Origin of the sequence: Asticcacaulis sp. SL142 (assembly GCF_026625745.1) — a bacterium.
In the GTDB taxonomy this organism is placed as follows: domain Bacteria; phylum Pseudomonadota; class Alphaproteobacteria; order Caulobacterales; family Caulobacteraceae; genus Asticcacaulis.
Genome location: NZ_CP113061.1, coordinates 1,841,826 through 1,867,268 on the forward strand (window position 1 = coordinate 1,841,826; position 25,443 = coordinate 1,867,268).

Genomic DNA, 25,443 nt, shown 5'->3' on the forward strand with positions numbered 1-25,443 from the left:
GCCCTACCCCATCCTCATTTTGAGACGTATGGGAGGATGTCTGCAAAGGGGCTGCCAAAGCTGCTTTGTCTAAGCCTTAAAGCGCGCTAAGGCTTCGAGGAAGGCACGGTTTTCATTGTCCTTGCCGACCGTTACCCGCAAAGCCTTGGGCAAACCATAGTTCTTGACCCAGCGGATGAGGATGCCCTCACGCATCAGGTGATCATTGGCATCGGATGCCATCTGCTCGCTGTCGAAATGGATCAGCAGGAAGTTTCCGGCCGAACGCTCCACCCGGTATCCCAGAGCGCGGATTTCCTGAATAAGGCGTGGCCGCCAGTTCAGCACCTGCTGGCGCGAGGCATCGATATGGGCCTGATCCGTTAAGGCCGCGGCGGCGGCATACTGGGCCGGCAGATTGATGTTGAACGGCATACGCATCCGCTCCATCGCTTCAATCATACCGATCGGTGCATAGCCAAAGCCAACCCGCAAACCGGCCAGACCGTGAATCTTGGAAAAGGTCCGCGTCACCACAATATTGTCGTGGGCGCGCGCCAAACCAAACGACGTCTCCCAGGTCGGCTCATCGGCAAATTCGGCATAGGCTTCATCGATCACCAGAATGACCGACGGATCAAGCTCTGAGCGCAGGTAGGCGATCTCTTCAGGTGTATTCCAGGTGCCGGTCGGGTTGGCGGGGTTGGAGATGTAGACGATCTTGGTGTGATCATCGACCAGTTCAAGAAGGCGCGGAATTTCGACCCGCAACTCCGGCTCCGGTGCCAGACGTACCTCCGACTGGCAGGCCTGAGCGCTGATGCGATAGGCCAGAAAGCCGAACTCACCGGTGACGATATTGTCGCCCGGTTGCAGATAGGTCTGGTTGAGCATCCCAAACACTTCGTCCGAGCCATTGCCGAAAATCAGGCGCTCCGGCTCAAGGTCGTGATAACTTGATACAGCCCCGCGCAAAGGCGAGGCCAGCCCGTCGGGATAGCGAAACAGCTTGGCGCGAGCCTCATCATAGGCGGCCAAAGCCTTGGCTGAACACCCCAGCGCATTCTCATTGGACGATAGCTTGATCGGTTCGGCAACACCTTCGATCTTTGATTTTCCGCCGACATAGGCATGGATATCCATGATGCCGGGTTTCGGTTGCGGCAAACGGGTCAGGATATCGGTCATGAGCTTAAACTTTCAATAGATCCGGGCGGCCGCGCCAATCACACCGGACAAGCTGCCAAAACCGCTCAGGCGGTCGTCATCTTCCTGCACATAGCCGGTAAGCGACCATAGTTTCAAGCCCGATGCCTGACAAATCGGATCGGCGATCAGACCCCGCTGGGACAGGATATCACTTAGCTTATGATCCGGCCCGGCATAATCGGTTACCCAAAAGGTCACATCATTGCCGGTCGGTTCAGGCAGCAAAGATGCCACCGCCAGCGCCCGCGGTCGACCGCTCGCCTCTTCCGGCAGGGCGGCCATAACGCGGACATGGGGTTCCGCCAGCAACCGCGCCCACCACGCCCCGCCCTTAGGGTCAAGACTGATGACCCCGACATGGCGCGGATCACGCGCCGCCGTTATGGCTGAAACCGGATCGGCAGCCTGCTGGATAGCCGGAGCCGCTCCAAAGCGCTGACGGGCCCATAACGTCACCTCAGCCTTATCGCCCGCCCATAAATTAAGGTGCAGACCCCCGCGATCTGCACCCTGAATACGCAAGGATTCGGAGATCAGTTCACGCCATATGCGGATAATGACGGCATCGGAGACTTTACGGCCCGGTGACGCCAACAACTTACGGATCAGCAGCGCTTCACGGTCAGGACGCAACAGGGAGACATGCGCTGCGGGAACCCGTTCGCGGTGCACCGTTTCAAGCGCCGCCTCATCATGGGTCTTGGGCATAGTCTTGGCATGGGCGATAGCCTGGGCGAGACTGGCGCGCGTATCGACAAGGCTCAACAGTTCCGCATCGATCTGATCTATGCGCTGGCGCAAAGCGTCAAGGGACGGAGCGTCAACAGGTTGGTGATGGTGTGCTGTCAAAACAGTCGTCACTTTGCGTCATAAGGATGATCTTACATAGCCATTTCACCGGCAGCCCGCAAGCGGGCTTTTGCGGCCGCCATCGCCTATCACATTGATGCAATTGAAACTTTTTAGCCTTTAGAAAACGGTCGGTGCGTCAGAGACCTTAAGCGGGCCGGTATAGGTGCCGCCGTCCCGGAATTCAAAATTCATGACCACCGGTTTATCGGCCACAATACGCACCCCAACCAGTGGCCGTGCCAGGGGCTCATACTTGGCATCAATCAGACCGGTTGACAGTAAAAATCCGAACGGATCGCCTGAGCCAGAAATCTCAAGCTTAAGCTGACCGTTCAGGCGGCGATTACTATCGACGCTCATCAGGTCACTTTCCAGAAACAGATTAAGTTCCTCGATCTTCAGCGACGATTTAAGGCCACTCAACGCCCCGCCGCCCTTTTGCCAGGTCTCAACGCTTTGGCCCCAATCGACGCCCTTAAACTGCGACAGGTGGTTGACGCTGGCCTCCCAGTGCAGGGTAAACGGCTTGGTTTGACCGATCTTGCCGGCCAGACTTAACGGGTCGCCCTTGGCGCCGGTGAGGCGCACCAGAATATCGGCCATATCGGCGGTCTTGGCATTGGGCCGCAGATAGGCTTCGAACCGCTCGGCCCCGTTGAGCGCAAAGGGCCGCGCCGGATCGGAGGACACAAACACCGGATTAAGCCCCTCAATCGCCAAATCATAGATGGGCTTCGACAGACCCGATACGCTGGCGCGCAGAGCATCGCCGGTCACCGTCACCTGCCCCAGATCAAGGCCTTCATGCCGGCCGCGCAACAGGGTGAGACCTTTTTCGGCGACCATCACCCACTTATCGAGCGCATAGGCATTGGCTTCGGCCGCAATCACGGGTGCGGCAAAGCCCTTACCCGACGGGGCCACGACCTCAACCTTTTTAAATTCCATAAACATGCGGAAAGGGTAGCCGCGCACGCTGACAGGATCATACTGGACATGATAACCGGCGCGGATCAAAGCCTCACGATGAGCGGTCAGGTTGCTCTCGACCTGACGGGCCATATAGATCCAGTAGGCGCTCCAGAGGCCAAGGGCGATCAGCACGATCAGGAACGGCCAGGCCAGCCCCCATTTGGTCGGCGCTTTTTTGGGTGTCTCGGCGGCAGTCAATGTGTCGTCGGTCACGGGCGCGTCCCTCTAAGTCACAGAACCTCCCCTGTTGGAGGGGAGGATACCCCGAAGGGGGTGGTGGGGTAACTGGCGCATCAGACAACCGGATCGTCCGATATTACCCCCTCTGTCTTTGAGGTTACTTCAAAGACAGCTCCCCCTGCAACAGGGGGAGTTCTTAGGTCGGAAATAAAAACGCCTCAATCGCCGTAAGCGCCTCGGCCAGTGTGCAGCGTTGCAACACCACGCCGTCGGGCAGGCTCTCAAACAGACGCGTCGGGGCTGCGGAATCGAGCATGACGAACACGCCCTTATCGTCTTTGCGCCGGATCAGCCGCCCGAAGGCCTGCGCCAGTTTGGCTCGCACCAATGCGTCGTCATAAAGTCGTCCCCCAAAATGCTCCCGCCGTGCCCGGTGCAGAGCATCCGGCCGCGGCCACGGCACCCGGTCAAAGGCGATCAGCCGCAAGGCACCACCCGGCACGTCAATACCGTCGCGCACCGCATCCGTACCCAGCAGGCAGGAATTGTGCTCTGAGCGGAACACGCTGACCAAGTCCGATACATCAAGCGGATCAACGTGTTGCGCGTACAGCGATATCCCGGCCTCGGCCAGCGGACGGTGCAGATGCTCATAGACGGCCTTGAGGCGACGAATGGCGGTAAACAGCCCCAGTCCCCCGCCGCGCGACGCCAGAAACAGCGCCCGCATGGCGGCCGTCAGCGCGCGGGCATCGTCGCGGGCGACATCGGTGACCACAAACAGCCGTGCCTGCTCGCCATAATCAAACGGCGAGGTAATGCGCACATCCTTGGCCCCCATGACCAGATGATTAGCGCCCGTCCGCTGCCGCGCCAAAGCGAACCGATCCTCATGGGTTCCGTCACTTAAGGTCGCGGACGCCATCAGCACGCCATGCGCGGGTTTGAGCACATATTCCGCCAGCGGGATCGACGGGTCGACATAGTGGCGGTTAAGGCTGACATCGACCACGCGCCCCCCCACCGCCTCAGCGGCAAACCAATCGACAAAGGCCGGTTGATTGGATGGCGGTTTCGTCTCATCCTCATCATTGGCCATACGCTGCAACAAAGCCCGCCACGCCGGCAGCGTGATGCGCGCCCGCCGCTCCAGCCCGCGCAAGGCCCCGTCAAGCCTTATGCGTTCCTGCGGTTCCAGTTCGGTATTTTCAGCGTCAAGAACATCTTCAATCGCCCGCACCAGCGCCAGCAGCGGCGCTTCGATCCCGCGCAAAGCCACCGCCGCCGCCTTTGATGCCTCAGCCACTTCGGGCAGGCACGGATGAGCCTCACATTCACCGCCCGCCTCTGTGTCCGCGCGGTAGCGTGAGCGCGAGGTGGTGTCGGCCTGACGCACCTCAACCTGCTTCATGACCGTGGCCAGCAGGGCCTCAATCGGCCCCAGCGGCTCCATCATGTTGCCCGATTGGGTGCGCGTCGTCAGGCGCTGAGACCAGCCTTCCTGCGGCAGGACATGGGCGGCGCGGATCAGATCCTTGAGCGCATCCTGCGCCGTCTCACGCGTGGCCAGCAAATCACCTAACCGCTGCTCCAGACCGCGTGAGCGCCTGCGGTGGCCTTCGTTGCCGCGTATCCAGCGCCGCAGTTCCGCCGCCTCGAACCCCGACAAAGCGGTCGAAAACGCCGAATCCGCCGCCTCAAAGACATGGTGGCCTTCGTCGAAGATCAGGCGCGACAGCACCGGCACTTCGGACGGTTCTTCGCTGCGGTCATCGGTCGCTTTTAAATTCGCCTTTTGGGCGGCGTGCAACTCGTAAGCCGCCTGCGCCATAACCAGCGCATGGTTGGCGATGACGATCTGGGCCGATTTCGCCTTACGAATACTCTTTTCGACAAAGCACACCCGGTAGTGGGCGCAGGCCGAATGGATGCACTCCCCGCGCCGGTCAACCAGAGCCGCCGGATTAAGCGACTGAAACAGGTGCGCCCCCGACCCCACCGGCAATAATGACGGCAACCAGGTCGGGAAATCCCCGCCCATGATATCGCCGTCACGGCTATAGACGACCCAGCGCGCCATCAGGCCCGCAATGATCGCTTCCCCCGGCGTTTGCGTGACCGCGGTTAGCCGTTCCTGATAATTCAGCAGGCACAGATAATTTTCCCGGCCCTTGCGCACCGCCACCTTCATCTGGCGCTCAGCATCGGTATCAAACAGGGCACGGGTATCATTGAAAATCTGTTTTTGCAGGGCGCGGGTATAGGTCGATACCCACACCTTGCCCTGCGCCTTTTGCGCCCAGGCTTGGGCCGGGGCCAAATACCCCAGCGTCTTACCCACGCCGGTGCCCGCTTCGGCCAGCACCATGTGCGGTTGATCCATCACCCATTTCGGCTGAAAGATCGTCCGCGCCGACTGGGCAAAGGCCAGTTGTTCAGGGCGGCGTTCATCAAGACCGGCCCGAACCAGATGGCGCGACAAGGCGTCAGCGATTTCGTCCTCAGTCACCGATACCGATTTGGGCGGCACGTCCGGGGCCTGATCCTCCCATTCGTCGAGCAGCGACCAGACCTCAAGGGCTGGCGGGATTACAAAATCGGCCGGCAGCGGATTGCGCGCCAGCGCCGCCTCAACCGCGCCCGCCCACACCCAGCCGTTTTTGGCCATGAAATTGAGGCTGGCCCGCGCCATCAACCGGAAGGGCACCGATGCGGCGGCCAGTTCAGACAACAGATCTTCGGCCACCCGAAACAGAACCCACGCGCCCTCTTCCGGCCCGTCCGGCTCGCCGTAGCCCATAATCTGCGCCAGACCTGCGACTGACGGGGCGCAAAACTGCGCCGGACGCACAAAGGCGAACAGTTCCAGCACATCGAAATGCTGCACTTCGCGGTGGCCGCGGCCTGCAAACAGGCGCTGACGGATAAACGGCGCATTGGCGACCAGCACGGCTTCGCGGCCCCACAGTTCGCGCAAATGCACGATCTCGATCCGGCGGGTCTGATGGCCATTGCTCAGGCCCGCTTTGGACGGCAGGAAGGCCAGAGACTGCCCCGGCAAGACTTCGCGGAAACTCAAAGGCAGCGCATCCGGCAGGACGGCGGGCTTGGTCTCATCAGTTATCGGGGGTTGGGGATCATCGCGAGTCACCCGAACAACTTAAACATCCACGCGCGCAAAACCAATACACAAAACCCGCGCAGTTTTAACGCCGCTGAAAAATGCGTGACGCCCCAAGGCCCAGCCCGATGCAGATCAGGGCGCTGACAATGCCGTACATCCAAGGCCTGCGGTGGGCGGTGTCATAGATGAAGCGCTCAAATCCGACTTTTTCGACCCGCAGCAGTTTGGCGCTGTAGCTGACCGGCTCCCCATCGCGAAACAGCCAGACCTCGGCCTTATAGGTGCCGATCGGGGCATCTGACGGCAGATCGATCTCAGCGCGAAACAGGTTGCGGTCGACAAAGCGCACCCCGAACGGATTGTCGCTATAGAGGCTGGATTTCTGTTTCAGACGCGTCACCGCCTGCCGCCACTCCAGGTAATCGTCCTCAAGGCTGTTGACCACCACATCGCGCACGCCGTAGCGCGTCACGACCTTGGTGTCGCGCGGCGTATCCATGGCGATATAATCGACCCCCAGCCCCAGACGGCGGCGGTTGGAAAAGCCGGTAATCCGATCCAGCGGTTGAGATGAGGCAGCCATGTAAAAGCCCGGCGCGCCTTCGAATACCACCGGGCGGCTGTTGAGCCACAGGCCCGCCACCTGCACCTTGCGGATCAGGCGCATCGAGGCCTTGGGGCCGGAGACAACCACCACCACATCGGATGGCTGATCCCGGCTTTCGACGACCGCGCCATAGACCACAACCTTGGCCCCCTGAAACGAGGACGATACCTCGATGCGGTTCTGGGTCAGGTCGGTCGAGAGAATGTTCGAGGACGGTGCCGCTTCGGGCAGGGCCTGAACGATTGCCGGTGGTATGGCGGGGGGAAGGACGGCGACCATTATTGCTGCCCCGTGGGTACGAGGACAAACGGATCCTGCGGCGGCACAAACAACGATAGTCCCATCTGCAATCCGGCCATCAGGATAATCACCGCCATGATCGCGCGCAGTTCATCGGCGCGAAAGCGGTTGGCCATGCGGATACCGGCCTGCCCGCCGACGACCCCGCCCGCCAGCAGGATCAGCGCCAGAATCATATCGACACTGTGGTTGCGCACGGCTTGAAGGATCATGGTCACCAAGGTCGTGATGATAATCTGAAACAGGCTGGTGCCGACCACGACCGACGCCTTCATACGCAGGACATAGATCATGGCGGGCACAATCAAAAAGCCGCCACCTACACCCATCATGGCTGACAATATCCCGACTAAGAGACCAACCCCCGCCGGAGGGATGAAGCTGATATAAAGTCCCGAACGCGGAAAGCGCATCTTGAACGGCAAGCCATATATCCACACCGGGCGCTTGACCTTGGGCCGGGGGGGCGATTCGCCCTTACGGCGGCGCAGCATGGCCGACAGTGATTCATTCAGCATCATGCCGCCGATGGAGCCCAGCACCAAAAGATAGGCCACAGACACCACCAGATCGATCTGCCCCAACAATCGCAGAATACGGAAAATTTCAACGCCGATAATAGCACCGACCACGCCGCCTGCGGCCATGACCGCGCCCATGCGGTAATCGACGCTGTCGCTCTGGCTATAGCTCATGACCGAGGAGGTTGAGGTCGCCAGCACATGCCCGGCCTGTGAGGCCACGGCGACCGAGGGGGGAATCCCCAGAGACACCAGAACCGGCGCCATCAGAAATCCGCCGCCGACACCGAACAGGCCCGACACAAACCCCACCAGTACCCCAAGCCCGACCATGATCAGGACATTGACCGACATTTCGGCAATGGGCAGGTAGATTTCCACGTTCACAGGCTCAGGTTTAAAGGCACTAATCGACCGCGATGCCCACACAGATGCAGGCCGTTAACCAAGCTTAGCGCGATTAACTGAACAGAGTCTGAACAGACGCTCAGGGTTGTGGCGCAGATGGTGCTGCCGCCAGCGTCGCCGCATCATCTGCTACCGCCTGAAACCCGTTGGCCTGAGACTCAGCGATCCGGCGCTGAGGGGCTGACAGTTCGGCTTTCAGATCAGCTACCGCCTGAGCGGCCTCCTTGTCGCCGCCTGCCTCAGCAATCAGCAGCCACTTATAGGCTTCGGTCGGGTTGAGCGTGACGCCAATACCTTCGCGGTACATGATGCCCAGATTATACTGGCTGTCGACAATGCCGCGCTCGGCGGCACGCCGGAACCAGGTCGCGGCCTGACCACGATCCGGCTGGCCGCCGTCACCGGCATAATACATCAGCCCCAGATTATGCATGGCGCGCGACACACCGCCTTCGGCGGCACGCTGCGTCCACAAACGGGCCTGCGTCTTGTCCGGTGTAATGCCGCTGAAACCTTCTTCGCCGTCATAGATCCGCCCCAGGCGGAACTGAGCCGGAGCATAGCCCTGATTGGCCACGGCCTTGAGCTTATCAATACCGACCGGATCATTGGCGGTCAGGGCCTGAACGGCGTCCTGAAACTGCCGCTCCAGTGCGGCGCGATCTTCAACTGGCGGGGTGATGGCGGCAGCGGCAATGGGTGCCGCAGGTGCCTCTGTGCCCGCACCACGCTTGGCCGGCGGCTGGCCAGAGTTACCCTCATCGCGCAATACGGCATAACCACCTGCGCCGACCGCGGTCAGGGCCACGGCCACAGACGAAGCTTTAAAAGCTTTTTTCAGGGTTTCGCCCAATCCCGTTTTTGGGCTGGTTTTGGGTTCCGCCGTCTTGACAGGCTTATCCGCCACAGCTCCGCGTGTGCGTGAGGCCCCAAGCTTCAAGCCCCCTAAACCCGGACGGCGATCATCGGCGTCTTCGAGGCTGGCGCGCACCGCCGCCCGCGCGGCCGCCAGGGCATCGCGCGTGGAGACGGAGACCGGGGCTTCTTCAGGGGTCTCTTCGTCGCGGCGCGCCCCAAAGCCTTTGAGAGGCTCATCATCAAAAATATCAGCCGCCCTGTCACCATCCGCTTCATCGGCGAACGGATCGCGGTCGTGACGCAGATGCGGCGCGGTCTTACGCGACAGAGCGACATCAGCGAACGGATCGGCCTCATCGTCCTCGCGGAAAGGATCCGCCTCAGCCGAAGATGCCGGGGCATCCAGATCGTCCTCAAACGGATCGTAATCGGGCTTGAACCTCGCGTCGTGCAGGCCATTGTCGGCACGCTCTTCACCAAAGCCGGTCACGTTTTTCAGCAGATGCCCGGTCAGGTCGAGGTCATCTGAGTCCGTATCTTCCTCAACCGTCTCAGCCACCGGCGGCGTAAAGTCAAAGCGGGTGACCGTCGCCGCGTCCAGTTCGGCGTCGACCTGTGCGTCATCGACCACATCCACAACGTCTTCGACGACGGGTTCCGGTGACGGCGCATAGCGGGACCGCGACACCGAAAAGGCGCTGGGCAGGACATCTGGTGCCGGTGTGGCGCGCGTCATACGTTCCGCCAGTTGCTGGCTTTCGGCCTTGCTCAGACGCTGCTCAATACGGGCGCGGGCTTCCTCAAGGATCTGGGCAGTGCGGGCTTCGCTTTGGCGGATACGCTCACCCAACTCAGTATGGGTATGTTCATGGGTCTGGCGCAGGTGTTCCTGCACCCCGTCCAGAACCTGCGCCGTGCGGCGTTCGCTCTCGGAAATACGGCTCGACAGGCGCTCAGAAATGCGGGCGATCTCGCCCCCCAGACGCTCCAGCGCCTGAGAATGCTGACCGTCCTGACGCGCAAAGCGAACCTCCACCGAATCCGCCACCCGGCGAATCTCAGCGTTCAAACGATCTGCCGCGTCATGGCCCTGACGCTCCACGCCCGTCATTCTCCGGTTAAGATTATCAGCCACCTTTAGGACATTATGGCCCATCTGTTCAATGGCTTTAGCCGAACGCTGATCGACCTGCGCCAATTGTTCGTGCACGCCGCTTAAGGCCTGCTCGATATTATGATGGGTGGTATCTTCGAGCGAGCGGGCAATTTCAACGCGCGCCTCATCGATCCGGCGAGTCAGATCATCGGCCAGACGGCGCAGAGACTGCACCGATTCCGGGTCCGACACATCGCCGCGCTCTTCGGTCCGCAGCAGGCGCGAATCCAGTGCAGCAAAGCTTTGCTCAAGGGTTTTCAGCGCCGTCGAGGTCTGGGCCTCGGCACTATCCAGACGCTGGGACACCTGGGCCACAACCTTATCGATCAGGCTTTGGGCCGCCGCATCAGGATCACGCAATTCCATCTGGGTCAGACGGTGCGACAGGCCCAGCATGTCGGAGCGCACATCCTTGAAATTTTCACGGTTGCGGACATCGGTTTCATAGAGCTGATTGGAAATCTTGCCCAGCGCCCCTTCAAGGGCGCGGATATTTTCCTGCTGCTGCGGGGCGCGCAACTCGGCCTCAAGCCGGGCCACCCGTTCGCGTTCTTCGCGCAGATGACCGGACAGGCCCTCAAGCCGTTCCGCCTGCGCGTCAACCAGACGTTCCGCCGCCTCAAGACGCTCCGCCAGCACCGCTTGATCTTCTTCGGTACGCATCAGGCGCTCGCGCGAGGTGAACACGTCGTCGGCGTGGCTTTCCAGCTTTTCGGCCAGATGTTCTGTGCGCGCGGCAACCCCCGCTTCGGTACGCTCCAAACGGGTCAGCAAACCCTCAACTGCCTGAGATACACCGCGCACGGCCGACGCCGAACGGGTCTCAGAGGTTTCAATGCGCGAGCCCAGAGATTCCAGAGCGCGGGCCACCCGCGACAGGTCTTCGGAACCGGAGCTGTGACGCTCTGATGGGTGCTCAGCCGGGTAACGCCCATCGCCCCCCCGCTCATAGCGGTCATAATCATCTTCATAACGGGCCGCACGTTCGCGTGCCGCCACGGAGGAAAAGGCTGGCGCCGACCGGCGCGGACGGTTGATAAACTCTTCATCATGACGTGATGACGTGTAGGTGCGCTTCATACGCCCGCCCCCCGAAGGATAGTCTTCACCGGTTTCCGGCTGATAATCGTTTTGTGGTACATAGGGACGGCGACCGCGATTTTCGCGGGGATCGGCTTCGGGCTCATCGCCCTCCAGAATCACCTGATTAAGCCATTCCCCTAGGGTCATGCCAGACCGGCGCGCCAGATCCTTGGCGACTTCGCGCGCCTTAGAATCTATACCCTTAACACTCCATGGCGTGCCCGCAGACATGCGAATCCCCTACTTATGCAATGTATGAGGCTAACCACCATCATCTTGCGTGTAAACCTTTTGTTAACCACCATCTATTGGGATAACGCCATTCTCCTGTGGAGAACCGCCGCATTATATAAACGCCTGATAAGGGAAAATACCGTGAAAGCCTTGCGCCGCGCCACATTCCTACCATATTCGCAAACATGGAATTTGATCTTGGCACCACGCTCATCATGTTTTTTGCCGCCGTATTAGCGTGCATCCTCAGCGGTTATCTGGGGGCGCGGCCACCCAATCTCAAAACCGATGCCGTCAGACTTGTCCCTTACCGACTGATCATGCTGCTGTCCGGCACCGCCGCGATCATCCTGCTGGTCCACATCTTCGCCCTCGTCGGCGGCAATCCCCAGCCCGCATTTCAGCCGTATTAAACCTCACACAGCCCCTAAAAAGGCTTCAGTTTGGATGAGATGCCAGGCGTCGAGCGCCCGCGGGTACAGATAGTACCCGCAAGCGATGACAACGCCGCAGATCGCCAAACTCAAGCCTTTTTAAAACACCAGGCGAGGATGGATTTTTGGGCATGTATCCGGTTTTCGGCCTCGTCCCAGATGACCGATTGCGGGCCGTCGATAACGGCTGCGGTGACTTCCTCGCCGCGATGGGCGGGCAGGCAGTGCAGGAACAGGGCGTCGGGCTTAGCCAGCGCCATCAGGGCTTCATTGACCTGATAGGGGCCAAGGGCCGTCATGCGCTCATCGTAATCGGTATCGCCCATGCTGACCCAGGTATCGGCCATGACGGCATCGGCACCGGCAACCGCAGCTTTCGGGTCGTGGGTGACGGTGATCTTCGCCCCTGCCCCGTGCGCCAGATCGGCCGCTGACGGGCTATATTGCGGTGGGCAGGCGATGTTCAATGAAAAGCCAAGCTTAGGTGCTGCATGGATGAACGAGGCGCAGACATTATTGCCGTCGCCGATCCACGCTAAAGTCTTACCGGCCACTGGCCCGCGATGTTCTTCGATGGTCTGAAGATCAGCGATGATCTGACACGGATGGCTCTTGTCGGTCAGGCCGTTGATGACCGGCACCGTTGATGCGGCGGCCAATTGCTCGACATCTTCATGGCGGTTGGCGCGAATCATGATGGCATCGACCATGCGCGACAGAACCTTGGCGGTGTCTTCGATCGTTTCCCCACGCCCAAGCTGCATGTCATTGGCGGTCGAGATAATGCCGTCACCGCCAAGTTGACGGATGGCCGCGTCGAACGAAAAGCGTGTGCGGGTCGAGTTTTTCTGGAAAATCATGGCCAGAACGCGGTCTTTGGCCGGAGCATCGGCATCGACGCGCCCTTTCGGCCAGCCGAGGCGGGCTTTCTTACGCGCATGGGCGTCATCGAGAATAGAGCGGATATCCTCCGGGCTTAAGGCCCAGAGGTCGAGAAAGTGACGGGTCATCTGTACCCCCTTTTATTTTGGATGTCCGGCCCCTGTTATGCCGTCTCTTTGGCCTTTTCACGGGCGGCGATGAAGGTTTTTTCCAGCAGGCCAATGGCTTCGCGGGCTTCATCGAGTGTGACATTGAGCGGCGGCAGCAGACGTACGCAGTTGTCCGATCCGCCCGCAATCAGTATGCCGGCATCACGCGCCAGAGCCATGACCTCACGGTTGAGCGGCTTGACCTTGATGCCAACCAGAAGTCCCTTGCCGCGCACTTCCTCAATGACATCGCCGTAGGTGGCGATCAGGCTCTGAAGCTGCTGACGCAGGTAGTTGGACACATCATTAACGTGCTCAAGAGTTTCAGGCTTCGACAGTTCATTATAGGCCGCAAGCCCAACCGCCATCGCCAGCGGATTGCCGCCAAAGGTCGAACCGTGAGCACCGACGACCATGCCGGACGCTGCGTCCTTTGTGGCCAAACAAGCACCGATCGGGAACCCACCGCCCAGGGCCTTGGCGGTCATCAGAACGTCAGGCTCAATATCCGACCACTGATAGGCCCACAACTTACCCGTCCGGCCCATACCGCACTGGATTTCATCAAACATCAACAACAGGCCGTACTGGTCACACAGGTCGCGCAACCCTTGCAGGCATTGGTTCGGCACGGCGCGCGTGCCGCCTTCGCCCTGCACCGGCTCAACCAGAATGGCTGCGGCCGTCGGTGCCGACGCGGCCGCTTTCAAGGCTTCGTGGTCACCAAACAGCAGATGCACAAAGCCCGGCAGCTTAGGGCCAAATCCGGTCAGATAAGCGTCGTTGCCACCGGCATTGACCGCCGCGTACGATCTGCCGTGGAACGCGCCTTGAAACGTGATGACATCAATGCGCTCAGGATTACCCTTGGCGGCGTGATATTTACGCGCCAGTTTCAGCGCACATTCGACCGCTTCGGTGCCGGAATTGGTGAAGAACACCTGATCGGCAAAGCTGTCGGCGCACAGGCGCTCGGCCAGAGCTTCCTGATCCGGTATGCGGAAAATGTTCGATACATGCCATAGCTTCTGTGCCTGTTTCGTCACGGCATCGATCAGGATCGGGTTGGCGTGGCCAAGCCCGTTGGTAGCAATGCCCTGCACGAAGTCAAGAAACCGTCGGCCATCCTTGGTGTAAAGGTTAACCCCTTCACCGCGCTCAACCTCGATGGGGGCGCGACTGTAAACACCGAAAAGATGATCTGACTGGCTCATGGTAACATCCCAAAAGATAAAATCCTCTCCGAACAAACGGAGAGGAGATTAAAGAACCTAAGTAGGACTTAGAGCGGCCTTTTGGGGAAATTTATCCCCAATGTCAATAAAAAAGCGCGGCCTGGATTATGATTATTGGTCATGAGTTACTTGAGGGCATCGACCTTAACACCCTTAGCTTTCAACAGGGTCGGCACGCCGTCCGGCCCGACCAGATGGCCTGTACCGACCACGATCAGGGACGTGCCGGAACCGGCCAGAATCTGTTCGATCTGCGGCACCCAGTTCTGGTTGCGGCCTTTGAGCAGCACTTCGTATAGTTTAGGCGTCTTGACCATCATCTCTTCGGTAAATATCCGCTCCAGCGTGGCTACATCGCCGGTATGCCAGGCGGTAAGCATGGTCTCCAGCAGGGCCTTGCCTTCCTCTTCCTGATTAAGCACATCAATCAGGAACTGGCGGCTGGTTTCCTCGTCAAAACTGCCGAAAAAGCCCATCTGCTGTTCAATGGTTTCAAAGCCCTTAACCGGCTTTCCCGCCGCTTTGGCCTGATCCAGCAGAGTTTTATCGACGCCGGAGCTCGGATCATAACCGGCATCGACCATGGATTTCACCGTGATCAGCAACCCGACGGCCCAGGGTTTAAGGTTACGCGCCTGCGCCATCGGGATGCCGTGCTGATCCAGCGCCAGATTAAGGCGGGCGATATCGGACTCGCTCATGCCCTCGGTCAGATTGCCCTTGGGGTTGATGGCGTGTTTCAGAAAGGCCGAACCGGCGGCGGCCTGATCATCCAGATTGGCGATCTCCAACCACATTTCCTTTGAGCCTGCCATCGCGGTTTTGATGCGGGCATCCTGCCATTGCATGTCAGGCTTTAGCAGGTGAATAGACCCCAGCAGATAGACGGTCGAATCCGCATCCGTCACCACCCACATCAGCGGGGTGCCGGTTTTGGCGTCCTGCGCAGTGGCGACACCCGGCAAAAGCGCCACACCGGCCACTACAAGCGCCTTGAACATAGTTTTAAAAGATTTCAACATGAGGTTTCCTATGATTTTCGAACTTAAGCTTTTTGATCCGGCAGAAATATGTCTTCGATCCGTTGCTGAAATATGTCAGCGATTTTGAAGGCCAGCGGCAGTGAGGGATCGTATTTTTCGGTCTCGATGGCATTGATGGTCTGGCGTGAAACGCTCAGCCGGTCGGCCAGATCGGCCTGTGACCAGTCGCGTTCGGCCCGAAGAACCTTGATACGGTTTTTCATTATCTATGCCTCAACCACCAGATGCCCCAAGCGATCACATAGCCAATAATCGGCGGGATCAAACCGGTCATGATACCAAACTCAAATCCCGATCCTTGCGCGTTGAAATAGGCCATAAAGCTCTCACCAAAGTCGCCGCCGGTGGCCACCGACAAGAAATAGATCGGCATAACCACCAGCAGGCCGCATGACCCGCCCCAGTACCACGCCCATTTATGGGCTTCGCGCACCGCTTCATCACTGGATCGCCACCACACAATGCTGAACGCCAGAGCCAGCAATATAAAGACCGTGACCACAATCATAGCCAGTTGCGGATTCTGTCTGATGTCGGCAATACCTGCCCCCTCCAGATATCCAATTACACCCCCAAGCAGCGCGCCTATCCCCAGAATGGCGTAGATCGCCACCTGTCCGCTTAATTTTCCTTTTGTCATATCAACCCTCCTTAACAATAAGACAAACACCCTTTACATTTAGATCGTGCAATATGTCAAGCACCCTTGTCATAATGACGCGCAAATTTTACAGATTTATAATTGTCACGACGCTCGGAAATAAATGTTTCGAAACCAACTGAATATTTACAGCTAGGTACGATTATGACCTCGGTATGGGTCTGCACCCTTTATAAAAACGATTAGTGTTCTCGACCCATGACAACCTGTGACCTTATCCGCCCCCATGACCTGAGTGCATCCGAAGTGCAGTCATGGCGCGATATGGTCGTTGCTACGCCCGATTTACGCTCCCCCCTGCTGTCGCTGGAATTTGCGCAGGTCATCGCCCAGGTGCGCGATGATGTCTGGGTCGCCATCTATCGCCGCAAAGGCCAAACAGTCGGCTTTCTGCCCCACCATCGCCGCCCCGGCGGATTGGCCAGACCCGTCGGCGCCCCGTTTTCAGACTATACCGCCCTGATCAGTATTCCCGACCCCGATATTACCATAGCCGAGGCCCTGAGCCTTGCCTGCATCGACCGGTTTCAGGTCATCGGCCTGATCGATCCGTACGGTGTGTTTGGCGATATCGGCGGGGAGACCGACAATGCCTGCGGGATCGACCTCACCCAGCCGCTTGATCACATTCCGCATAAACATGCCAAGAATATAAACCGTCTGCGCCGCCGCCTTGAAGAGCAGCACGGTGAGGTGTGCTTTATTACCCCTGATCGCGATCCTGACCATTTCGAGACCATGCTGCGCCTGAAACGTGAGCAGACCCGCCTTACTGGCCTGCATGATTTTCTGGCCCCCGTTTGGGTCGAAGCCCTGATGCGGCAACTATTTGCTGCGCCTTCTGAAGGCCTACGCGGGCAGATGCTAACCCTGACGGCGGGCGGTAAAGGGATTATTTTCCATTATGGTGTAAGGCTGGGCGATGTCATGCACCCATGGATATCCAGCTTTGATCCGGCGTTCAGCGCCTTCTCGCCCGGTCAGGTATTCCTGATGGGGTGTGGCGATGCGCTTAAGGCCGACGGCGTGACCTATTACGACCTGTCGACCGGTGAGCAGCATTACAAAAACGCCTTTGGCAACAGCCATCGCGTCGTTACCCACGGCCGCGTCTATGGCAACACCACGGGCGGCCGGTTCAGCGCCCGCAGGGCCGCATGGGCGCGTGAAGCCGGTCAGTCCCTGCCGCCGCGTCTGGGCGAAATCGCCAACCGCCTGAGCCGGCGCGTCGATCAGATTTGTGCGCTTGAACTTAATACGCCGGATCGCCTTAAGGGCCTGTGGCGGGCCGTGCGGGCCATGCCGCAGCGCCTGAAATCACCGGAGGGCCGTTGATGAAACCGGCCCCGCCGCATAGCTTTACCGCCGTGCGCCTCAGTGTGATTATTCCGAGCTTTCGCCGCCCGGAGGGCTTGAAGCTGGCGGTGCGATCCGTGCTGGCGCAAACCGGCCTAGATCATGTCGCCACCCGCATTATCGTGTGCGACAATTCTCCGGAAGCGTCAGCGCGTGAGGTGATCGCGGCCATTGACAGCCCCGATATGCCAATCGCCTATCTGCACGAACCGGCAACCGGCGTGGCCAATGCCCGCAATACGGCGCTTTCGGCGACCGATGACGATTTCATCGCCTTTCTGGATGATGACGAAGAGGCGCCGTCTGATTGGTTATCGAAAATGCTGGCCACCCAGAGCGCACTTGGTGCCGATGTCGTGTTCGGCCCGGTCAGCGCCCGGTTGATGGCCACCCATGTCAAATATCCCGCCTATTTCAAAGCCTTCTTTTCGCGCTTTGGGCCGAGCGATACAGGACTGATTGACCACTATTATGGCTGCGGCAACAGCCTGCTGCGCCGCGCCGCCCTGCCGCAGGTTCATGAGGTTTTTTCGGTCGATCGCAATGACTGCGGTGGTGAGGACGATAAGCTGTTTTACGGTCTGCGTGAGCAGGGTAAACGCATGGCCTGGGCCGCAGATGCCGTCGTGTGGGAAGATGTCCCGCAGAGCCGCTCAACCCTGAACTACACTCTGGCCCGCGCCTTTGCCTATGGTCAGGGACCATCAACCTCGGCCATGGCGCACACCCCGCCCAAACCATTCACCTGCGCCTACTGGATGATCAATGGCGCGGTTCAGACCGTGATGTTTGGGATTTGGGGCGGGCTGCTGACGCTGATGCGTGCCAAAGGGGCTGCAAGCGCCCTCGATAAATGCGCGCGGGGCCTCGGCAAACTGATCTGGTTTCCGCCGTTTAAGCTCGGCTTTTACGGTACCGCCCTGCTCAAAACCAACGCCCCCGGAAGATGAGATTATGATCGGACTGCTGACATGGTCGGACGACCACCGCCACAATTTCACGAAAAAAACTCTGCTGTTTTCGCACACTTTAGCGGGCTCTGAGCTATTCACGGACCAAGCTCTAATTGATCTTATCGACCGCTATCCTGAAGATAAGCTCGAAGTGTTCAGCATGGGTTACGACCCGTCCAACTGGGGACAGTGGTATCTGGGCAGGCGCTCCGGCCTTGATGGCCGCGCCCTGATGGACGGAGTCAGGGCCGGACGGTTATGGCTCAATCTGCGCAAGGTCAATCACGCCGATCCGGCCTTTAATGAGCTGTGCGGGCGGATGTTTGCCGAACTGGAGGCTGAGAGCGGTCAAAAGACCCTGAAGCCCGATCTGGGTCTGTTGATTTCCTCACCCAAGGCCCATGTGTTTTACCACCTTGATATCCCGCTGGTGATGCTGTGGCAGGTGCGCGGTGTTAAAAAACTCTATGTCTATCCGCCAACCTCGCCATTCGTCTCGAACCCCGACCTCGAAGGTATTGCCCTGCGTGAAAGCGATGAGCAACTGCCCTATGAGGCCGCGTGGGATGAGGCGGCGATGGTACACGACCTTAAGCCCGGTGAAATGATCACCTGGCCGCAAAATGCCCCGCACCGCATCGTCAATCACGACATGGTCAACGTGTCGATGTCGATTGAATTCATGACACCAGCGGCCATCTGGCGCGCCAATGTGCTCTACGCCAATGGTTGTTTGCGCCGCTGGTTCGGCTGGAAACCGGATATCGACAAGCGCGTATTGCCGTTTGAGGCGGCCAAGATTATCTACGCCCGTTTACTCAAAGCCTTTGGCGGTTTCAATGGCGCCAAAAGTCCGCTCACCCCGCGCTTTTCGCTGGATGCCACGCAACCGGGCGTGCCGCAGTTTGATGACGGCGTTGAAGTGCCTAAGAAAGCCGCCTAGCCTATGGCCGCGCGGTAAACCTCAAGCGCCTGCGCGATATCAGCCTTGAGATCAGCCGGGTCTTCGAGGCCGATATAGAACCGGATCAGCGAGCCTTCTGGCTTTGGCCCGATCCTTCCGATGAGTTGCGGCTCAAAATGGATAGCCAGACTCTCGAACCCGCCCCAACTAAAGCCCAGCCCGAACAGCTTTAGCGCGTTCAAAAACGCGCACGACGCAGCGATATTGCCGCCTTTCAGCACCACCGAAAATAGACCGTTTGAGCCGGTGAAATCGCGTTTAAATAAGGCATGGCCCGGAAACGATTCCAGCCCCGGATGCAGCACGCGCTCCACGAGATCATGGCCTTCCAGCCAGCGCGCGATCTCAAGTCCCGACTGGCCGCTGCGTTCCAGCCGCAAATGGAGCGTACGTAAACCACGGATAGCCAGATAGCTCTCATCCGCCGAGGCAAAAAATGAAAACGCCCGCGTCGTGTCATCCAGGCGCTTGGCCAACGCCTTGTCCTTGACCGCCACCGTGCCGATTAGGATATCGGAATGGCCGCCAACATATTTGGTCAGGGCCTGCATTGACATGTCAACACCATGCTCCAGTGGCTTGAAAAGCACACCGGCACCGTAGGTATTATCACAAAGCGTCAGGATACCGCGCGCTTTGGCGGCCTTGGCAATGGCCGGGATATCCTGAATGTCAAAGGTCAGCGACCCCGGCGATTCGACGATGATCAGGGCTGTTTTATCGTTGGTCAGGGCCATGACCTCATCCACACTGGCACCGGCCTCATAATAGCGGCTGGTCACGCCAAACCGCGCCATCTGGGACTGCAAGAACCGCCGGATCGGGCCGTAGCAGCTATTGACGCACACCACCTCATCCCCGGCCTTAAGACAAGCGGTGATGGCCAAGGTCAGCGCCGACAACCCCGTCGGCAGCAGGAACACGTCCGTCGCCCCTTCAAGGTCGCACATCAGGCGCATCAGTTCGCGCTGGGTGCTAAGCCCCTCAATGCCATAGCCGGGCTTGATGTCTTCGTTATAAAGATCCTCGGCGCGAGCATATAGAACTGTCGAGCCGCGCTCAACGCCGACATTAACGGCGCGGTGAGACGGCTCACGCTCATGGGTGGCACTGGTCAGGCGGGTACGCTCAGAAATCGGCTGGGACATGGAAAATTCCGTATACAGTTGTGTGCCTTTACAATCATTTCGCGCCCCCCTTGGCAACTGATATCTTGGCAACTGATATATGAAAGCTGATTGGTTAGAGAAGCTAACCGGATTGCTGAAAAATCGTCGCATGACCTGACCGCGGCAGTTGTTTAAACAACAACCACCGGGTAGGAATTAATCAACTCTCTGGCATCCGGAGCGTTTACGCGTTCCTGATTTGCGCTGACCTTAAGGCTTTGATAGTCTCGCAAGCGACTGGCAAAGTTGACATACAGAACGCTGACATACCGAACATAGGGATAGACCGAATATGAAGAATTCAGATGCCTCCCGGCGCCAGTTTCTGAAAACCGTAACCGGTGCCGCCCTGATGACCGGTACGGCGACGGCCCTTTCGGCCTGTGCCAAGCCGGCCGCCCAATCCTTACTGAATGTATCGTTTGACCCGACCCGCGAATTTTACGCCGCCTATAATTCCCTGTTTGCCAAAAAATACGCCACCGGCGGCAAACCGGCTCCGACCTTCAACCAAAGCCACGGCGGGTCGGGCAAGCAGGCGCGCGCGGTCGTCGATGGCCTGAAGGCCGATGTCCTGTCACTGGCTCTGGCCCACGATATCGACGCGGTGGCCGCCACCGGCCTGCTGGCCGCCGACTGGGCGTCACGCCTGCCGAACAATTCCGTCGCCTATAATTCGACCATCCTGCTGCTGGTGCGCAAAGGCAACCCCAAGGGCATCAAGGACTGGGGCGATCTGGTAAAACCCGGCGTTCAGGTCATTACACCGAACCCGAAGACATCGGGGGCCGCACGCTGGAACTATCTGGTCGCCTATGGCTGGGCCCTGCGGGCTAACAATGGCGATGAAGGTAAGGCGCAGGCTTACCTGGAGGCCCTGTTTAAAAATGTGCCGGTGCTGGATACCGGTGCGCGCGGGGCGACCACGACCTTCATTCAGCGCGGTCAGGGCGACGTACTGATCAACTGGGAATCCGAGGCCCTGATGAGCGCGGCCAAGGATGGTGCTCAGTTCGACATCGTCTATCCGTCGCTGTCTATTGCCGCCGACACGCCGGTCGCCTGGGTTGACAAAAACGTCGCGGCCAATGGCACCGAAGCGCTGGCCAAGGCCTATCTGGAAGGGCTCTATGACGAAGACGCCCAGACCCTGGCGGCGCAGCATTTTTACCGCCCGACCAACGCGGACGTGCTCAAATCGTTTGCTGACCGTTTTCCGGCCATTGAGCAACTGAATATCGATAAGGATTTTGGCGGCTGGACCACGGCTAATGCCCGCCACTTCGAGCAGGGCGCCCTGTTTGATCAAATATCCGCCAAAGTCTTCAAAGCCTAAACGGCCCCCGTTTTCGTGAGCGTTGTAATCCATGACGACAGACACCCCTATATCTGCCGGAGACGCCCGCTTGGAGACAAACGGGCGTTCGCCGCATCAGATAAAACCCGAAGGCTTTAAGCCGCCCAAGGCTACCCACAGAACCCAGCACGTCCTGCCGGGCTTTCATGCGTCATTAGGCATCACGCTGACCTATCTGTCGCTGATCGTGCTGCTGCCGCTGGTGGCGCTGGTGCTCAGGCCTTGGGAAGCCGGACTTGACGGCTTTATCCGCACCGTCACCGATGAGCGCGTCCTTAAGGCGTTGCAATTGAGCTTTACCACCGCCTTTTGGGCCGCCCTGGTTAATCTGTTTGCCGGCCTTATCGTAGCGTGGGTGCTGACGCGTTATGAGTTCCCGGGCAAGAAGATTATCGACGCCATTGTTGACCTGCCGTTCGCCCTGCCGACCGCCGTGGCCGGTGTGTCGCTGTCGAGCCTTTATGCCCCCAATGGTTGGGTAGGCTCATTGTTCGACCCGATGGGCATCAAGATCGCCTATACGCCGATCGGGATTTTTATCGCGCTGGTATTCATCGGCCTGCCGTTTGTGGTGCGTTCGGTTCAGCCGGTTCTGGCTGAGTTTGATGCCGAGGTCGAAGAAGCCGCCCTGACCCTTGGGGCCACCCCAATGCAGACCGCCATCCGGGTGATTTTACCGTCACTGGCGCCCGCCCTGATCACCGGCTTTTCTCTGGCGTTTGCCCGCGCGGTCGGGGAATATGGCTCGGTCATTTTTATTGCGGGTAATATGCCCTATATTTCCGAAATTTCGCCGCTGTTGATCGTCATCAAGCTCGAAGAATTTGACTATGCCGGTGCGGCGTCAGTGGCCATCGCCATGCTGGCCCTGTCGTTCACCATCCTGCTAGTCACCAACTTTGTTCAGGTGCTCCTGTCCCGCCGAGGCCGCGCATGAAAGTCAAAGCTCCCGAAGCACCCAAATCACCGGCCGCCATCGCCCTTCTGGCCTTTGCCCTGTTCTGGATCGCGCTGGTCATCGTCCTACCGTTGGTCAATGTGCTGTTTGAAGCGTTCAGAACCGGTGTCGCCCCCTATCTCGCGGCCATACTGGAACCGGACGCTATTAGCGCCATCAAACTCACCCTACTGGTGGCCGCCATCGCTGTACCATTGAACGCCGTATTCGGCATTGCCGCCGCCTGGTGCATCACGCGCTTTGAGTTCACGGGCAAGGGCCTGCTGCTGTCGGTCCTTGACCTGCCGTTTACCTTGTCGCCAGTCATTTCGGGTCTGGTGTGGATACTGCTGTTCGGGGCTCATGGCTGGTTCGGCGCGTGGCTGGATGCCCATAATATCCGCATCGTCTTTGCCCTGCCGGGGCTGGTCATCGCCACGGTGCTGGTCACCCTACCGTTCGTGGCGCGTGAACTGATTCCGCTGATGCTCGATCAGGGTACGGATGAAGAAATCGCCGCCGTCACCCTGGGCGCGCGCGGCTGGGACGTGTTTTTCCGCATAACCTTGCCCAACATCAAATGGGCCCTGACCTACGGGGTTTTGTTGTGTACCGCCCGCGCCATGGGTGAGTTCGGGGCGGTGTCCATCGTCTCCGGCCATATTCGCGGCCTGACCAACACCCTGCCTTTGCATATCGAAGTGTTATACAACGAATATAATACGGTCGCGGCCTTTGCCACAGCGTCGATTCTGGCGGGGCTGGCTATTGTGACCCTGATACTTAAAACCCTGCTTGAGTGGCGCTTTGCCGACGAGCTTGCCGCCCATCGCAGGCACTAACCGCTTTTCGAGAACCCGAATATTATGTCCCTGACCGTTCAAAACATCACCAAAAGCTTCTCGGATTTCGCGGCCCTCGACAATGTGTCTTTTGAGGCCCATTCGGGTGAGTTCCTCGCCCTGCTTGGCCCGTCGGGATCGGGTAAGACCACCTTGCTGCGTCTGCTGGCCGGTCTTGATCAGCCCGATTCCGGCAGCGTGACCTTTGAGGGCGAAGACTATCTGGCGCTGAACGCGCGCGAACGCCGCATAGGCATGGTGTTTCAATCCTACGCCCTGTTCCGCCACATGACGGTCGAGCAGAACATCGCCTTTGGCCTTAGCGTCCGCCCGGCCAAAGATCGCCCTTCAAAGGCTGAGATCAAGGCCAAGGTTCAGAGCTTATTGAAACTGATTCAGCTTGAAGACCTGGGTAAGCGCTTCCCATCACAACTGTCCGGCGGTCAGCGTCAGCGGGTGGCATTGGCACGGGCGCTGGCCATTTCGCCGCGCATTCTGTTGCTGGATGAACCGTTCGGCGCGCTCGATGCTCTGGTGCGCAAGGATTTGCGCCGCTGGCTGCGCCGCATCCATGACGAAACCGGCGTGACCACCATCTTCGTCACCCATGATCAGGAAGAAGCCCTCGACCTTGCCGACCGCGTCGTGGTGCTGAAAGATGGCCAGATTGAGCAGATCGGCAAACCGCTTGAGCTTTACCGTAAACCGGTCTCCAGCTTCGTGTTCGATTTCCTCGGCACCAATAATCAGGTCACGGCGACGGTCAGTGGCGCAGAAGCGAAATTCGAGGGCTTTACCGCACCCGCCGTTGTTTCAGGTGAATTGACAGGGCCACAAGTGGTTCGTTTCCGCCCGTTCGATGCCCACCTGTCCAAAGACGGGCCGGGCTTTAAGGGTAAGGTGTTATCGATCCTGCCGGCCGGTGCCAATCTGCGCCTTGAAGTGCAGGCCGAGGACGGCACGGTGTTCGAGACCCAGCACGCCCACGATTCCGACGCCAGCGACCTGAAACTGGGCGATACCGTCTACGTCCGCCCTACCAAGGTCTATGTGTTCGGGAATTAATCCCTGCGTCCAAACCCGTAGCTATAGCCGCATAGTACGCTGTCGAACGCCGCGCACAGGCTGGCGCGGATAGCGTCCGACTGCGCATCGGCGGCCTTGAGGCGGGCCGGATTGTCATGCAAATCGACGTTACGCAGCCAGATTTTCTCATAGCGGAAAACGTGGAATGTGAGATTCGACGTGGTGGTCGCGGCGCGCACAACATCATCGATATTGCGGCGGCTGTCGTCAACAAAGACGATATCGGTAAAGGGTTTCCGGCTGATAGATGCCGCCAGAAGCTGAACCATCACGCCCTTGTCCTGACCAGCGGCCAGCATGATACCGTCTGAGACGGTAATGTCGCGGTGCGGTCCCTCGGGCAGGGTCACCTTGACCTTTCCGGCAGCCTTGCGAATTTCGTCATCGCCCAGACGCCCGCGACGGGTGCATAGCGGCTTTTCACATTCCGGAGCGCCACTGAAATCATAGCCAACGGCCATCAGCGCCCGCTCGGTCGCCCCGCGTAACTCGGACCCGCGCGCGCTTAGGGTATAGACCGGAATCCCTGCCGATTGCAGGTCGCGCACCCGCTGCGGACCGTCATCCTGCGTGGGCTTCAGACCCGCCAGGGTCAGCCACAGGGCCTGCTCATAAAGGATCACATTGCGCTGCTCGCCTTGTGCCCCGTCAAGCTTGCCACCCAGCCAGCCTTCGGAGCCCAGGTCGCCCGGCACGGTCAGCAGGGTGTCATCAATGTCAAACACCACCAGCACGCGCTTTGATTTATCGGCCTTAAGGCTGTGGGCCAGATCGGTGGCGATTTTCAGGTCGGTGATAGAGGTAAACCCCGCAGCCTGCGCGACCACAGTTGAGGCCATCATCCACGCCGCCGCACATATCCCTGCCCAAATTTTCATCACACCCTCGTTTC

22 protein-coding genes are annotated in these 25,443 nt (G+C 59.2%); 8 read left to right on the top strand and 14 right to left on the bottom strand.

The genetic code is table 11. The features are described from left to right. Positions 1-69: 69 nt before the first annotated feature. The 7 genes from hisC to OVA03_RS08425 all read right to left on the bottom strand — a co-directional run bounded on the left by hisC (position 70) and on the right by OVA03_RS08425 (position 11,480). Positions 70-1,167 carry a histidinol-phosphate transaminase gene (hisC, locus tag OVA03_RS08395; RefSeq protein ID WP_267527665.1) on the bottom strand — a complete coding sequence of 366 codons (1,098 nt, stop codon included), beginning with the start codon at positions 1,165-1,167 and terminating at the stop codon, positions 70-72. A gap of 12 nt (positions 1,168-1,179) precedes the next feature. Further along, positions 1,180-2,049 (bottom strand): chorismate mutase, encoded by an 870-nt coding sequence (locus OVA03_RS08400; protein WP_267527666.1) that lies wholly within the window; start codon positions 2,047-2,049, stop codon positions 1,180-1,182. 108 nt (positions 2,050-2,157) lie between these two features. Then, a complete protein-coding gene (locus OVA03_RS08405) occupies positions 2,158-3,225 on the bottom strand; it encodes a DUF2125 domain-containing protein (RefSeq protein ID WP_267527667.1) in 1,068 nt (355 codons plus the stop codon). Positions 3,226-3,388: 163 nt separating this feature from the next. Continuing rightward, positions 3,389-6,343 (bottom strand): ATP-dependent DNA helicase, encoded by a 2,955-nt coding sequence (locus OVA03_RS08410; RefSeq protein ID WP_267527668.1) that lies wholly within the window; start codon positions 6,341-6,343, stop codon positions 3,389-3,391. Positions 6,344-6,398: 55 nt separating this feature from the next. Next, entirely contained in the window at positions 6,399-7,202 is an 804-nt protein-coding gene (locus OVA03_RS08415; RefSeq protein ID WP_189485475.1) for a TIGR02186 family protein, read from the bottom strand. Beyond that, a complete protein-coding gene (locus tag OVA03_RS08420; protein WP_267527669.1) occupies positions 7,202-8,125 on the bottom strand; it encodes a sulfite exporter TauE/SafE family protein in 924 nt (307 codons plus the stop codon). Before OVA03_RS08420 ends, OVA03_RS08415 begins: the two co-directional genes overlap by 1 nt. Before the next feature lie 106 nt (positions 8,126-8,231). Then, the gene (locus OVA03_RS08425; RefSeq protein WP_267527670.1) at positions 8,232-11,480 is read right to left on the bottom strand and encodes a hypothetical protein; all 3,249 of its coding nucleotides are present in this window, start codon (positions 11,478-11,480) and stop codon (positions 8,232-8,234) included. Between the two features lie 188 nt (positions 11,481-11,668). On the opposite strand from OVA03_RS08425, the gene OVA03_RS08430 reads away from it, so the two are divergent. Next, the gene (locus OVA03_RS08430; protein ID WP_189485472.1) at positions 11,669-11,896 is read left to right on the top strand and encodes a hypothetical protein; all 228 of its coding nucleotides are present in this window, start codon (positions 11,669-11,671) and stop codon (positions 11,894-11,896) included. Between the two features lie 110 nt (positions 11,897-12,006). Here OVA03_RS08430 and argF read toward each other — a convergent pair whose 3' ends face one another. From argF to OVA03_RS08455, 5 genes are all read right to left on the bottom strand, one after another. Next, the gene (gene argF, locus OVA03_RS08435) at positions 12,007-12,927 is read right to left on the bottom strand and encodes an ornithine carbamoyltransferase (RefSeq protein WP_267523607.1); all 921 of its coding nucleotides are present in this window, start codon (positions 12,925-12,927) and stop codon (positions 12,007-12,009) included. A gap of 35 nt (positions 12,928-12,962) precedes the next feature. Continuing rightward, positions 12,963-14,162: an aspartate aminotransferase family protein gene (locus OVA03_RS08440; RefSeq protein ID WP_267523609.1), complete on the bottom strand. Its 1,200-nt coding sequence runs from the start codon at positions 14,160-14,162 to the stop codon at positions 12,963-12,965. Positions 14,163-14,308: 146 nt separating this feature from the next. Continuing rightward, positions 14,309-15,205, bottom strand: a complete 897-nt coding sequence (locus OVA03_RS08445; protein WP_267523611.1) for a TraB/GumN family protein — start codon at positions 15,203-15,205, stop codon at positions 14,309-14,311. Between the two features lie 23 nt (positions 15,206-15,228). Continuing rightward, positions 15,229-15,429 (bottom strand): helix-turn-helix transcriptional regulator, encoded by a 201-nt coding sequence (locus tag OVA03_RS08450; protein WP_267523613.1) that lies wholly within the window; start codon positions 15,427-15,429, stop codon positions 15,229-15,231. Further along, a complete protein-coding gene (locus OVA03_RS08455; RefSeq protein WP_267523615.1) occupies positions 15,429-15,866 on the bottom strand; it encodes a hypothetical protein in 438 nt (145 codons plus the stop codon). Before OVA03_RS08455 ends, OVA03_RS08450 begins: the two co-directional genes overlap by 1 nt. Before the next feature lie 219 nt (positions 15,867-16,085). On the opposite strand from OVA03_RS08455, the gene OVA03_RS08460 reads away from it, so the two are divergent. From OVA03_RS08460 to OVA03_RS08470, 3 genes are read left to right on the top strand one after another with little or no spacing between them, the layout of a single operon-like run. Then, a complete protein-coding gene (locus OVA03_RS08460) occupies positions 16,086-17,222 on the top strand; it encodes a GNAT family N-acetyltransferase (RefSeq protein WP_267523617.1) in 1,137 nt (378 codons plus the stop codon). Continuing rightward, positions 17,222-18,193 carry a glycosyltransferase family 2 protein gene (locus tag OVA03_RS08465; RefSeq protein WP_267523618.1) on the top strand — a complete coding sequence of 324 codons (972 nt, stop codon included), beginning with the start codon at positions 17,222-17,224 and terminating at the stop codon, positions 18,191-18,193. Before OVA03_RS08460 ends, OVA03_RS08465 begins: the two co-directional genes overlap by 1 nt. Positions 18,194-18,197: 4 nt before the next feature. Continuing rightward, positions 18,198-19,139, top strand: a complete 942-nt coding sequence (locus tag OVA03_RS08470; RefSeq protein ID WP_267523620.1) for a hypothetical protein — start codon at positions 18,198-18,200, stop codon at positions 19,137-19,139. Here OVA03_RS08470 and metC read toward each other — a convergent pair. Beyond that, positions 19,136-20,308 (bottom strand): cystathionine beta-lyase, encoded by a 1,173-nt coding sequence (metC, locus tag OVA03_RS08475; protein ID WP_267523622.1) that lies wholly within the window; start codon positions 20,306-20,308, stop codon positions 19,136-19,138. The genes OVA03_RS08470 and metC overlap by 4 nt on opposite strands. 313 nt (positions 20,309-20,621) lie before the next feature. Here metC and OVA03_RS08480 point away from each other — a divergent pair, with 313 nt between their 5' ends. From OVA03_RS08480 to OVA03_RS08495, 4 genes are read left to right on the top strand one after another with little or no spacing between them, the layout of a single operon-like run. Next, the gene (locus OVA03_RS08480; protein WP_267523624.1) at positions 20,622-21,665 is read left to right on the top strand and encodes a sulfate ABC transporter substrate-binding protein; all 1,044 of its coding nucleotides are present in this window, start codon (positions 20,622-20,624) and stop codon (positions 21,663-21,665) included. Positions 21,666-21,696: 31 nt separating this feature from the next. After that, positions 21,697-22,623: a sulfate ABC transporter permease subunit CysT gene (gene cysT, locus OVA03_RS08485; protein WP_267523626.1), complete on the top strand. Its 927-nt coding sequence runs from the start codon at positions 21,697-21,699 to the stop codon at positions 22,621-22,623. Further along, positions 22,620-23,465 (top strand): sulfate ABC transporter permease subunit CysW, encoded by an 846-nt coding sequence (gene cysW, locus OVA03_RS08490; protein ID WP_267523628.1) that lies wholly within the window; start codon positions 22,620-22,622, stop codon positions 23,463-23,465. The genes cysT and cysW overlap by 4 nt, the downstream gene beginning before the upstream one ends. Positions 23,466-23,489: 24 nt before the next feature. Further along, positions 23,490-24,530 (top strand): sulfate/molybdate ABC transporter ATP-binding protein, encoded by a 1,041-nt coding sequence (locus OVA03_RS08495; protein WP_267523631.1) that lies wholly within the window; start codon positions 23,490-23,492, stop codon positions 24,528-24,530. Here OVA03_RS08495 and OVA03_RS08500 read toward each other — a convergent pair. Continuing rightward, complete coding sequence (locus tag OVA03_RS08500) at positions 24,527-25,429, bottom strand: DUF2608 domain-containing protein (protein ID WP_267523633.1); 903 nt, start codon at positions 25,427-25,429, stop codon at positions 24,527-24,529. The genes OVA03_RS08495 and OVA03_RS08500 overlap by 4 nt on opposite strands. Between the last annotated feature and the right edge of the window lie 14 nt (positions 25,430-25,443).

What these genes read in the sequence shown, in the direction of transcription:
- OVA03_RS08450 (WP_267523613.1), bottom strand. Translation starts at nt 15,429, where the DNA reads ATGAAAAACCGTATCAAGGTTCTTCGGGCCGAACGCGACTGGTCACAG.
- metC (WP_267523622.1), bottom strand. Translation starts at nt 20,308, where the DNA reads ATGTCCCAGCCGATTTCTGAGCGTACCCGCCTGACCAGTGCCACCCAT.
- hisC (WP_267527665.1), bottom strand. Translation starts at nt 1,167, where the DNA reads ATGACCGATATCCTGACCCGTTTGCCGCAACCGAAACCCGGCATCATG.
- OVA03_RS08495 (WP_267523631.1), top strand. Translation starts at nt 23,490, where the DNA reads ATGTCCCTGACCGTTCAAAACATCACCAAAAGCTTCTCGGATTTCGCG.
- OVA03_RS08500 (WP_267523633.1), bottom strand. Translation starts at nt 25,429, where the DNA reads ATGAAAATTTGGGCAGGGATATGTGCGGCGGCGTGGATGATGGCCTCA.
- argF (WP_267523607.1), bottom strand. Translation starts at nt 12,927, where the DNA reads ATGACCCGTCACTTTCTCGACCTCTGGGCCTTAAGCCCGGAGGATATC.
- OVA03_RS08465 (WP_267523618.1), top strand. Translation starts at nt 17,222, where the DNA reads ATGAAACCGGCCCCGCCGCATAGCTTTACCGCCGTGCGCCTCAGTGTG.
- OVA03_RS08460 (WP_267523617.1), top strand. Translation starts at nt 16,086, where the DNA reads ATGACAACCTGTGACCTTATCCGCCCCCATGACCTGAGTGCATCCGAA.
- OVA03_RS08440 (WP_267523609.1), bottom strand. Translation starts at nt 14,162, where the DNA reads ATGAGCCAGTCAGATCATCTTTTCGGTGTTTACAGTCGCGCCCCCATC.
- cysW (WP_267523628.1), top strand. Translation starts at nt 22,620, where the DNA reads ATGAAAGTCAAAGCTCCCGAAGCACCCAAATCACCGGCCGCCATCGCC.
- OVA03_RS08470 (WP_267523620.1), top strand. Translation starts at nt 18,198, where the DNA reads ATGATCGGACTGCTGACATGGTCGGACGACCACCGCCACAATTTCACG.
- OVA03_RS08415 (WP_189485475.1), bottom strand. Translation starts at nt 7,202, where the DNA reads ATGGTCGCCGTCCTTCCCCCCGCCATACCACCGGCAATCGTTCAGGCC.
- OVA03_RS08430 (WP_189485472.1), top strand. Translation starts at nt 11,669, where the DNA reads ATGGAATTTGATCTTGGCACCACGCTCATCATGTTTTTTGCCGCCGTA.
- OVA03_RS08480 (WP_267523624.1), top strand. Translation starts at nt 20,622, where the DNA reads ATGAAGAATTCAGATGCCTCCCGGCGCCAGTTTCTGAAAACCGTAACC.
- cysT (WP_267523626.1), top strand. Translation starts at nt 21,697, where the DNA reads ATGACGACAGACACCCCTATATCTGCCGGAGACGCCCGCTTGGAGACA.
- OVA03_RS08425 (WP_267527670.1), bottom strand. Translation starts at nt 11,480, where the DNA reads ATGTCTGCGGGCACGCCATGGAGTGTTAAGGGTATAGATTCTAAGGCG.
- OVA03_RS08455 (WP_267523615.1), bottom strand. Translation starts at nt 15,866, where the DNA reads ATGACAAAAGGAAAATTAAGCGGACAGGTGGCGATCTACGCCATTCTG.
- OVA03_RS08445 (WP_267523611.1), bottom strand. Translation starts at nt 15,205, where the DNA reads ATGTTGAAATCTTTTAAAACTATGTTCAAGGCGCTTGTAGTGGCCGGT.